The following is a 12445-nucleotide window of genomic DNA, read 5'->3' on the forward strand; positions in this document are numbered from 1 at the left end:
TCTTTACCTTCTTTTGTTTTTTGATCTATCGCTTCTTTTGCAGTTTGCTTTTCTTCTTCCGTTAAATTTGGTAACTTATCGATTTCTTTTTTCGCATCTTCTGCTTTCTTGTCAAGATCTGATTTTGAATTATTCTTCTGATCAACGAGGCTAATTTCATTTACTATTTTTTCAATATTTAACGATGAAGTATCCTTACCACTTATTGCATCTTCACGTTTCTTGGCACCATCAATCGCTATTTTTCCGTTTTCTAATTCTTTCTTAATTGCAGCGATTTTTTCATTTTTTTCATCCTCAGAAACATTTTGTAAGTTTTCAATTTTTTTTATAGCATCATCTGCTTTACTTTCAAGTTCCTGTTTGAGTACAGGTTTTAACTCCTGTAATTCATAAACGCGCTCAAGTTCTTTTAAATCATTGGTTAGTTTTTCATTTAAGCCTGGACTTGCAACCGAATTAATCCTATTTTTTAACTCATCAATTGTATCCTGTGTCACATCGCCTTTTAGTACACGATCCTCAAAATTCTCATAAGTCGCATTAATATCACGTTCGATTTTTTTAGCTTGATCAAGTAACGCTTGTGCTTTATCTAATAATTCATTTACATATCCCTTAACATCACTCGCATAGGGATTTCCAGATGCTGTTATTTTTGCACGTATAGCATCAATATTTTTTTGAATTTCACTCGTATCACTTCCTATCAACTCCGTAAAATCACTATCATTAAACAAGGCATGTGCTTCTTCTTGAATTAAATAATCATCTTTTAAAAAGAATCCCATACGATGGATTTCTAAATTTGTATTTTTATCCTTATTCGCAAAATGGCGTAACGAAACAGTCACCTTGCCATCTCCCGTAGGCGTGAACGGCAGACTCACTATTTGTAACTTATTTGTAACATTAAAGGTCTCTGCAGCCAATCCACCTTTACCCGATGTTGCAGTTCCAGGATAGATATTAAGTACTCCATTATTACTGCCTTTCGGACTTTTTAATTCTGCTCTAAAATAATACTCAAATCCCGATTGAAGTTGAATGGTTTGACCCAACAATAAAAACGCTGCATTTTCAGCAGTTGTTGCGCCATCTTCACGCATCGATTTTGATCTAAAAACCGATGATTCTGAATCGTTTTTTTCACCAACTAAAAAATTGGGTTTTCCAACATCTCTATAATTATTACTAATTTTATTACTTATTGTACCCGTAGATTCACCGCTATATATATTATTGGTGTAAGCAATTTTCCAACTAGGTATCGTTTTATCCGTTCCAGTATACCGTATATAAGGATTTTGTAGTTTGTTTCCACGGAATGGGAAAAGCTCCTCGTTTTCTTGTGCTGATATTGTATAACTTTGGTTCAATGCAACGCTTGAGACAAGTAAAACGAAAACTAAGGCGGTGCTCATTATCTTATTCACAAAATTATTTTTTTTCATTATCTGTTAGACTCCTTTACAAATAAAAATTCCACTAAATACTAGACTAATATCCTCGGTTAACCTCCTTATGTGTTTGCCTAAACCATAACATACATAAATATAGTTTCCAAATATACTACCTTTATTTCACAATAATTTTACTTCGAAGTACAAAGAACCGTTTTAAAAGCACCACATACCATTTATTTGACTTTTCGAAGGCTGTTATTTGTTTGAAATTATAGTATTATTGCTAAAGCATTATTTTACGATTAATCATTAAAAAGTAATAAATAATCGTGTGTTTAAATAAAAAAGGATTCATACCTATTTAAGTATGAATCCTCAAAATATATAATTTATAATTTTTAACTAGGATCTAACATCATCTTTATCTTTGAGATTACGTCGATGCTTTGTAAATGCAATGAGACCGAGACCTAAAGCGATAACTCCGCCAACAGTCATCAATCGTGTTGATCCAATACCAGCTGGAGGTAACACCTCAATTCGATTATTAATCACTTTAAATTCGAAATCGTCTGGTTTCCCTGCAAAGCTACTTGGAACAATAATATCAATCGTATCAGTAACAAGTTGATAGCCTTCAAGAGTTTCAGTCTCTTCTAGAACATAGGATCCAGGACTTATATGACTTATCATTGCAATACCGTCTGCATTGGTTTTAACGGTGTTTGCTTGATCGTTTTTCATCATCGTAAAGGTAACCCCTTCTAAAGGGACATGTTGATCATCTGTTTTGTGAATGACCACGCGTGCTTGATAGTTGACATGTGTCAGCGAATCCAAGACCACATATGGGAATGAACCCATATTATTAATTTGCGCATTTTCCAGTTCATGTACTGTATTTGGCAAACTAAACGCTACATTATTTTCCAAATTTAAAATGTAGTCGTCGGCTGCCTTTATCTGTGAAAGTGTATATGAACCTGGACCAAGATCATTAACTTGTAGCATCCCTTTTGAATTGACATCATACTTTAGCTCATTAAGATGATAACTTCCAGAATCTAGAGGTTCATGGGAGTCACCGTCTTCTAAATTAACTTCAAGACGCCCATACACAACACGTACGATTGCTTTGATGTCAATCTTTTCGTCATTCATCGCTTCGGATGGAATAACTTCGCTTATATTTTCATCATACACTATTGCATCTTCGGCTTTCGTAAATGTAAGAACATGATTTCCTGGGCTAAGATGTGTAAGAACTAAACTCCCATCTTTACCGACTACAGGCGTTTGTAAATCACCATAAGTACCTACAACGTCCTTTTTATAAGAACCGTTTTCATCCTCAAAAGCTATTTCGAGACTTCCTTGATAATTAATGTAATCATCTAACGTAATATTCACACGTTCTGCCTCAGTTGAAGGTTTAAATGTTGGAATTTTAAATTCATATTCAAAGGTATTGCGAATTGTTTGGTCGGGAGCCTGTGTTTGGAGTAACTTGTACTCACCCGGCTTAATCCCTTTAATTTCAAACAACGACTTGCCTGTTTCTATTGTGAAATCAGTGTACTCAGGGTATGCAACCCAACCCGAATCGGTTTTTTCAAACAGGCTGAAGTGTCCCGTTGTATAAGTTTCCAGTAGTGCTGGATCCGTATTTTTGAAGACTGCATTCGCATAGTAGTTTTTGACCCCAACTTCTTGAATTGGATAAACACCTTTATTTTCTGATGCAATGGTAAATGAATAGTGTTGATCTGAGATGGTGTGATTGCCATCTCCCTTCGTTTCTATAAAATAGTAACTACCCGGTGCCAATGCACCCACATTAATCTCTCCTAAAGCATTTGTTTTTAACCCCTCAATTAACAGTTTGTTGTCTTGATAGAGATCAAACTCGACGCCTTCAAGGACGGTAGCATCTTCACCTGATGTTTTTACAAGTGAAACCATTCCACGATAGTTTTTAAAATCTTTGAGATCATAGACCCAAGGCTCCACAGTGTGTTTTATTGGATCGATTTTAACCTCATCTGCATTAACAGTTTCCGGTACAGTAATCGTTTCATGAATTTCCGTGTTCAAGCCATAACCTGCTGGGGCTTTGGTTTGTTGGAAGTCATAAGTTCCTGGTCTTACGTGTTTAAATGTTTGATTACTGTTCATGATAACGGATTGATTTGCAGTGTTTGTTAAGCTGAATTCTCCATCTGTTAGCAATCCAACCGTCTGATCATCACCATCGCTATTAGCGTAAATAAACTCTGCTTGGGTTCCATAAATGGATACGACCTGATCGAGTTCCGTCGGTTCATCATATTCCCCCGGAATTATAAACTTCGGTTCAGTATCCACGTAAATCCATGCTTCGTTTAATTTGATTTCTTCAACTTCGTATTTTCCACTATATAATCCTCCACGTTGCCCGACAGTTAGCGCACCTTCTGGCCCTTGGATGACCACGTGTTCAATATCAATCGATGATCCATCGGTTCCATGGGACTGTATGTCAATTGAGCCTAAATGGTTCATAAACACAAGTTCCATCTTCGTTTCATCTTCTTCATTCTCAACAATTGTGAATGTTTGAGATTTTTTATTGAGCGGACGGTTTTGAGTTGTTGCGATTTGCGTCAATGAATACGATCCAGGTCCAAGTGGCAAGGAATAACCCGCATCTTTATCTGTTATCGTAAAGGTACCCACCTCAACATTCTCTTTTACAAGTTTAAATTTTGACCCTTCAATCAAGGTATCTTCGATTTTATTGAAGATGTTCACTTGCATTGAGGTATTATCGAATTGGATTTCCATAGGTTCTGGTTTTCCTTCTTGACTCATCGTCAAGACTTCAGGTCCATATGCAAAAAACTCTAGTGCTTTCGTATTGAGTAAATAATGACCATCGACAGAAACCTGCTCTAACTTATAAGCACCTGTCTCAAGGTTGTAGAATGTTGCTGTACCATTTTTAACCTCATAGACATCGTTATTTTTAGTACCTGAATAAATCGTATCGTAAGCAATCCACTTTCCGTCGTCGTCTTTCTTATAAAGATTAAACGAGCTGTTTTCAATTGGATCTGTCGTTCCACGTTTTACGACATTTAAGATCGCAACCGCATTATAATTTTGATACTTAGCGACTTTACTTGTTGCATCCACAGTTCCATTTGGGTTTGAATTAATTTCATGTTCTACCGTCTCAGTATTATGGATGAAACCCTTCAAGGGTTGCTCAGGTTGTGAAAGTGCATATTTACCAAAATCAATACGTTCGCCTTCCCCATTAACCGTACCAACCTTAAAGACACCACTATCATCGGACTTAAACGTTTGTTCGTGATTTGAAGTATCTGTTACTGTCATATTGATATTAGCAAACGGATCTTCTTTCGGTTTAAACTGGTCATTTGTAGTAATCGCTTCATTTTTAACTTCAAAAACAGGGGTCGTATTATAAATTGCGAAATCCTGTTTTTCAACCTGTGTATCATTACGGAAAAGACTCAATAAATTTGTTTTCTTTTCAAGATTTATATTAACCAGCTTGCCAGACTCAAGTGTACTCTTATCAATAATTACCGAATGATCTTTATCTTTATTTCGGTTCGAACTAACAAATCCAAGCGAATTGGGTACAGAATAAGCTTTGGCAGTTCCATACTGCTTAATGATATAATTTCCCGACTCTAAATCCTTAAACTCTAGATAACCATCTGAATTGGGTCGACCAATACGGTAAATATGATGATTATCCGGTAATCCCGATTGGTAACGATAAAGAATTATAATTGCTTTTTCAATTTCTCCATTATTAATGGGTGTTCCAGCATCTAAATCCTTAGGATCTGTTTGCTGATTATCGTTGTAACGAAGAGACAATCCCAAATCCATGCGCTCGTCATCATAGGATGTGCCTGAATCATTAATATTAAAGCTGACTTCAGCTTCTACATTATGTTCTATCGCTTTCGCCCCAGTTTGGTATTCAATCTTGGCAAGATTTTTTAACGGAAGTTCTGTATCCGAGACCACCTGACCAAATGTGGCATAAGAAATGCGAATCGGCACAGTAATTTCCTCTAAAAACCTAAGGATAAAACCACTTTCGCCTGTGTTCCAATCATCTAGAAGATCATTTGCTCCACTTAAATTAACAAGTTCAAAACTATAGTCCTGTGGTTTAACAGTTTCCCAGCGACCCGACTTAAACTTTTCATACTTAAAGTTAGTGAGTGTTGCTTCACCTTCATTAAGTTTTCCGAGTTCGTTATCATTATCAACAAATGCGAAAGTATGAAACTTTTCGAGTGTATCCGTAATTTTAAGACCTGACATCGCCTCATATGTTTCATTCAAAGTCAGCGTCCATTTGATTTGTTGGCGGAATCCTGATTGTGGATCATGAATTCCTTCTTTTTTAACCCGCACTTTTTCATCAAAAGTTACATTTGCCTCCGCTTCACCAACATCACCTTGGAGTGCTCCATCAGGAATAATTGCCCGGTCATAGGCAACGTGATTGGTAAAGTTTCCGCTCATGCTTACTTTTGATTTATTAGTACAATTTGTTTGTGATGGTACAGCATCCGTATCAATAAAGGTAATTAACTTAAATTGATAAATATATTTTGGATTCATTTCTTTATTAATATGGTAACGAATATACTGTTCATCTTCGGTGATTTTTAGATCCTCACCTACAATTGCCTCTTTAATAATTGGTTTTCCGTCATCGTCTTTAGCTTCTGTAATATTCCCTTCTTTGTCTACTGCAAAAGCCTTAAACTCAAGTTTCTCAATTTTTTCTAAATTTAGTTGAGCATTTTGAAGGTTGGCTTGATCTGATGAAACCAATTTTTTATCGATGCGATCTTCAACATCCATCTGAACACGATCAATACGACGATGATCAATGTCGTAGTTAAAGTTGACGGTCCATTCAACAGCTAAACGTTCACGATTTAATTCATTATCTTTAACTACCTTTACAACTCCTTCTTTTTTAGGGATTGTATTATACTTCGCAACCTCACCTAAATCTTGTTTTGAAACGTGGCCTCCACCTTTCCAAGTTATCATATTGCCTTCACCTGGAACCCAAGAAGCAAATATTAATTGTCCAAGATTGGATACGTTATCCATTGGCTTATCACTATGGAGTTTTGTTTTATAAAGAATAAAATAAGTGTTATCGTCTCCTCCTCCACTTCCGACTGCTTTATCGGAATCAACAAAGTCAACACGTATATCGGCATCTTTCGTAAGATCATTTTTGGTTGGATCAGAATGATGTTCATCATTACCATCACCATTAAGAACGATACCTTTTATCTTATCAACATAAGTTGGATCAGCTTTCGGTCGAGAAACAATATATTCTTTTGTACGTAACGATTCTCGATCTTCAAGAGAAGCATATCCCACTAATGTATCATCGAGTAACTGTGCAACTTGACCGTAAGTTTTGTCCGACTCACCTTCTTCAACTAAAGGTTTCTCTAGTAATTCAGTAACAGCAGTAAAAATGTCTTCTGATTCGAGTTTTGAATCATCCATGAGTTTTTGAACTTCATGGCGGAATTGTTCATACTCACGGTATGAATTCTCCACTGGATCAATTTTAAATAAAAGCAATTTATGCTCACGATCCATCGGTTCAAATTCAAGTCCTTCCCCAAATTTGTCTATATAGGAAAGTCCTGGTAGTCCGATACGGTGAGCTGTTGTTGTATTGATGGAGGCTCCCCAAATGACTTCTTTGGTTCGATAGTCAATCATAACAGGTTTTTTATCCAACAATACTAAATAATTTGTTGCTTCGCGTTCCTTTAATTCAGCTTCTGTAGGCTCAGTGCCTGTGATTTCCTGTCCATTTGTAAAAGACTTCGCTTCTGCGTCACCTTCAAACTTAAGACTTGGTGAATCCACTAATTCATCACGAATCGTCTTACCTGGTTGGTATTCCTTATTGATTTCATTTTCTAGAATAATACTAAACATTACGGGTTCCGATAACGTCTCTTTCGACTTAAGACGGAATTGCGCTTCTGTCCCTTCATCATTCCAGACCACATCAAAACGACCATCCTCATCAATCGGTTTACCATCAACGATTACGCTATGTTTAAACTTCATTGTGTCGTAGGTTGCCGGAATCTCGATATACTTATCTTCTTGGTTTGCACGGTAAGCTTTAATGGTATCTTTATTTATTCTAAAATTAAACCCATCATTTTCCTTACGAACCAATTCATTATTATTATATCGAATATCCCAAATTAAACTGGTTGGCATTGCCTCCTCACGCTTCTCACCTTTTATGATGATTGAATTTGGATATACTTTTTTATTGTCTGCTGAACGTAGCAGCTGCTTGTTGTCGAGTGACGCTGTGAGTCTTCCCAACTGATTCCCTTCAATTTCTAATTGCAGATTATCATTGATATACGTTTGCGTTACAAAATATTTTACAACAATATTTTTTTCAACCAGCGGAATTTCAATAGCTTCAATTCCTTGAGTTGATGTATTCTTAAATTCTTCTGAAACTGAAGGATATTGATTACAAGGTTCTAACGTACCATCATTCTTAACATTAAAGTAGCTAATGACTACTTTCGTCTTAACATCCCAATTTTCAAGACCAGATGTTTTCACAATTTGTGGAACTGTGAAAGCAAGATTTAAGTTGTTCATCGTATGGTTACGACTTGAATTTAAAATCCCTTCCCATTTTAATTCTAAGCCTCCATTAATCTCGCTAAACCCAGCTTCCTGCAGTTTATGATCACTGCCACCGATTGGCTGAACCGGGAATGTTTCTTCAATTTTATTTCCTGAAGCAATAAAGTCATTGATTACAAGTGGATAATTTTCGAGTTTATCAAGTTCTGATTTATCCATTTGCTTAAAAGAATATTGATTAAACATGTACTCATCGGTAGCAAATTCAAATCCTTCTTTTAAACTTTCTTTAATCGTATCTAAATCTGTCCCTTTCATAATTTCATCAGAAATATAACTGTTAATTTTGTACGAAATTAAATTTTGGAAACGATACTGATCTTCAATACCTGCCTCTTCGTTTGATATAAGTAATTCATCAACAATAAGTTTAAATGTTCCATCATTTGATGTTGGGTTTTTACGTACAAACTTCGATGTACTGTATTCCTCTAATTTGTCACTAATGATGAATTGCTCTTGGGTCGCAGTAAAAAGAGTTATTTCTTCTGGAAAATCATGTTCGTATTTATATATAGCACGTTCTCCATTTTCTAAATAATGGAAATCAAAAATAGTGGAATCTGCAGTTATTTTATCAAGTGAGTCTTGGTCTAATTTAACTTTATAGCTAATTTCTACAAATTCTTTGTCATCTGTGAAAATATCAACACTAAAATCTTTTGATTCATTTGTATAACTATCCATTTTCACAGGATTTTTTTCACTGATTAATTGACTCTTATACCGAAGTTTAGCGTGTGGTTCGCCTTTAAGATTCAACTCAATTTCACCTGTGAGTACCGGCTTTGTTTCATTCGATACTGGCACGTTTTCATCAATTTTATCTTCCTTAGGATCGCTCACTTCATTTGGGGGTGTCTTTTCATCTTCATCATTTACATAATCTGTTTGTGATTCTAATGAATCGATTTCAGTTCTTAATTGATCTAAAATGGATCCAATAGCTGGATATTTTTGTCCATCAACCATCTTTAAGTCTTCATTAATAAGAATTTCATACACCACTTTAAACGACTGTGGATTAACGTCTACATCTTTAAAATCGAAACTGAATCCATTCGTTTCTTCTTTGACCTTAATTTGAGTTAAATCTTGAAGGGTTTCAGCCTTTAAGTCTTTATCCGTATGTACTGGATCCTCAACATGGACTAGGGTAACTTCGTTGGGCACATTAAACACGAGTGGATTAAATTCTTCCTTAATTTTAATCCATTCTGAATCACTGAAATTCAATGTCAATGCTACCTTCGCTGTGTAAGGTTTCGTAGGTGATTCGATCACGACATTCGATTGTTTGGAATCAATCACCGCAGTTAGCATCGCTTCGTGGGGAAGCTCCTCCTCAGGTACATTAGCAGAAATTGTCAATTGCGATACAATTAGTACGAATACTAATGCGACGATACTCACCGGTCGCATTTTACGGTTCTTCGTAAATAACATAGTGTCTCCTCTTTTCTAAATAATTTTTCATAAAATCGTACATCGTACACGTGATGAAAATGATATAGACTTTAAAGTATCCTATCATTATTATTGGTTATATTTGTGAAATATATATCACACAAGTATTTAAAGAGGCTAATAGAGATACATTACCAAACACATAGAGCCTTTAAATCACCATTAGTGCAATTAGGTGAAACATTCGTGACAATTGTTAGAAAAACATTACAAAACTGTCATATAGGGCTACATTTAGTTGGTAAATTTGAAATATTATCTTGTAAATCGATTAAGTCTTTCAGAGTATTTCGTTTCATTCTTTACAGAATCGTTGGTATGATACCTGTATAAGGTACTAATAATCCCTTTTTTTTGTGGAGGTCTACTATGAAACAAACATTTTTTTCGATTCTAAGCATGGTTTCTATTTTTACAACCCCTATTTACTCAAGTCCGATCAACACTCACTCTTCACAAGTTTTTGTTACAAGTCAAGATTCCCGTTCTACTCAAAGCAATCATGAACTTCCAGCACACAGTAACGGTGTTAAAACGCTACCACCCTATGGACTCCCCGATGCACCCCTCTATGGTGCCATCGCTTGTTTTGTAATTGGTTTGATACTCATTGCAAATCAAAATCGATTCCGAAAGAAAAAATAAAGTTGTTTAATCTTTTTGACCTCAAATATTTGTCGCGACACTGAGGCAATTTTGAAGCAAATATTATACATCGATTTTCCTTTTGGTATAAACCCTCGTGTGATTGCATTCGCGCGTTTATTAGTTCCACTTTGAAAAGAACAGTACGGATCACACTTATATATCTTCACACCCAACCGCCTAACTGTAACCCTAATGTTTTAAATTCAAGTCCATCATCTACTGTTATCAATTTGTTTGTTATTTTATTTTCTTCAATAGATTTCCGAATTTTGTTTGATGTGTAATAATAATTTGGATATTCTACTTTAATAATCTCGGGCATATTTGAGCATCGGTCTTCAATCTGTATTATCGCTATAGCTTTTTGTTTCTTATCGATGATAGAGTCGATAAGAAATGACCGATCTCGTCACGTTTCTAAGTGTATTTAGGTATTAGGCTAATTTGAAGTACCGTTTTTTTCAATTTCCATCTCAAGCGTCTCATTATTCCACTCATTCTCTTTTTACGTTTTCTTCTCATATAATACATTCCATTTGGTTTGGTTTAGATTTCACCTTGAAATGGCAACAGATCTATACAAATTAGTAGTAGAATGTCGCTTCTATTCTAACGGTGTCCTATTGCATGAAGCAATTTGGAGTTATACCACTCAACAATTTTCCAAACTCACATCCTCTATATGAATGAAAGTATTAAGTCAATCTTAAACTTAAATTTATCTTCGCAAACGCCTTATGAATCAATTTGCTATTTTTCTTTTGTCCACAACTGTGTCCCACAATCTCACGAATATATAAATCAATAGTAGTGGTGCAGATGTAATTCTAGCTATATCCATCGCTTACATAGGTTGGGTCACTAACTCTTACTTCAAACTGTTTACAAACATCAAATTCCCGATACTTGTCTGCGTTATAAGACAGATACTTCTTGGACTAGTATTGTCTTTATTTTACGTGTTCCATAAATCTTTTAACTATCACCGAAAACGTGAATAACATGCTCAGTTTACTCATCAACTTTCTTTCTTGGTGCCAAGTTATGATCTCCTTGTTTATATTTGCGATTGTTAGTAAGATTTACAATAACATGGAGGTTTTTTTCTGTTACAACTCTATAAGTATAGGTTCTGAGACGAATAGCGTGTGGTTTTATAAACCGATAACAAAAAAACACCCCGTTATCATAAACGGGGTGAAGATTTAATAACTCTCGAAGTAGGTTTATCTACATTGTAAATTAAAGATCGTTGAATTAAAGATGCGGTAATTTCTCCGCGTTTTCCAAGTGTCTCTAAGTTTATGAGATCGAATCTATAGTTTCTCAATGAGCACTTTTTTAGAATTTAGGTCTAATTATAATTCTTTTTCACTCATTCTCTTTGGATATATTTTAATTCCAAAAACTATTTGTAAAAGTCCTAAAAGTAAGAATGAGTAATTATTACTTATTCCGGCCGGCGGAAGAACATTTTTGCTATCACTTTGATGCATTACAGATTTAGTAATCATAGCTCCTCTCATACCATCTGTATAAGGAATAGCAGAGATTTCTTCTCCTCCGCTCAGTTTGCGATTTAATTTGATTGAAAATTTCCCAAGTATATTAACTCTACCTTTTCCGATTTCATTACCTTTTGAATCAATTATAATAACTACATCACCAGCCACTCCGGTTCCAGAAACTAATTCATCGCCATCTTTCATTGGGTTAAGATCTGGCTTATGACTATATTTGTCAAAGACTTTAAGACTTATAGGTGTCCCTGCTTTCCCATCCGTTTGGGGTGTGATTGTAATCACTTCATTAGGTTCTAATGGTCGTTCTGTTTTCACATCAAAGTTACCTTCCGAATCAACCGTACCTTTTCCGATTTCTTTACCTTTACCATCAGTAATGATGATTTCATCACCTGGGGTTCCTTTTCCAGTCACATTGGTTTCACCCGAATTCGGTTTATTCACCGTTGGTTTATGAGCATCTTTATCAAATACCGTCTCTTTGGTAGATGTTCCTGCTTTCCCATCCGTTTGGGGTGTGATTGTAATCACTTCATTAGGTTCTAATGGGCGTTCTGTTTTCACATCAAACGTTCCATCTGACTTGACAGTGCCTTTTCCGATTTCTTTACCTTTACCATCAGTAATGATGATTTCATCACC

3 protein-coding genes and 2 pseudogenes are annotated in these 12445 nt (G+C 35.4%); 1 reads left to right on the forward strand and 4 read right to left on the reverse strand.

From position 1 onward, the window contains the following. Positions 1–1454, reverse strand: a pseudogene (locus EPJ90_RS02690) (GA module-containing protein); the annotation flags it as partial. A gap of 354 nt (positions 1455–1808) precedes the next feature. Then, entirely contained in the window at positions 1809–9611 is a 7803-nt protein-coding gene (locus EPJ90_RS08550; RefSeq protein WP_244660369.1) for an MSCRAMM family protein, read from the reverse strand. A 390-nt stretch (positions 9612–10001) separates the two neighbouring features. On the opposite strand from EPJ90_RS08550, the gene EPJ90_RS02735 reads away from it, so the two are divergent. Next, entirely contained in the window at positions 10002–10277 is a 276-nt protein-coding gene (locus EPJ90_RS02735; protein ID WP_200542540.1) for a hypothetical protein, read from the forward strand. Here the strand turns inward: EPJ90_RS02735 and EPJ90_RS08555 are convergent. Both EPJ90_RS08555 and EPJ90_RS02745 read right to left on the reverse strand, forming a co-directional pair. Then, positions 10250–10823 (reverse strand): annotated as a pseudogene (locus EPJ90_RS08555) (IS30 family transposase); the annotation flags it as partial. The gene EPJ90_RS02735 and the pseudogene EPJ90_RS08555 overlap by 28 nt on opposite strands. Before the next feature lie 815 nt (positions 10824–11638). After that, positions 11639–12445: Ig-like domain-containing protein (locus tag EPJ90_RS02745; protein WP_200542541.1), on the reverse strand; the 807-nt coding region annotated here is incomplete at its 5' end.

The sequence above is a fragment of the Erysipelothrix sp. strain 2 (EsS2-7-Brazil) genome (genome assembly GCF_016617655.1).
Classification (GTDB): domain Bacteria; phylum Bacillota_I; class Bacilli_A; order Erysipelotrichales; family Erysipelotrichaceae; genus Erysipelothrix; species Erysipelothrix piscisicarius.

Excerpts from the sequence above, each read along its gene's own strand:
- EPJ90_RS08550 (WP_244660369.1), bottom strand. The coding sequence starts at position 9,611 with ATGTTATTTACGAAGAACCGTAAAATGCGACCGGTGAGTATCGTCGCA.
- EPJ90_RS02735 (WP_200542540.1), top strand. The coding sequence starts at position 10,002 with ATGAAACAAACATTTTTTTCGATTCTAAGCATGGTTTCTATTTTTACA.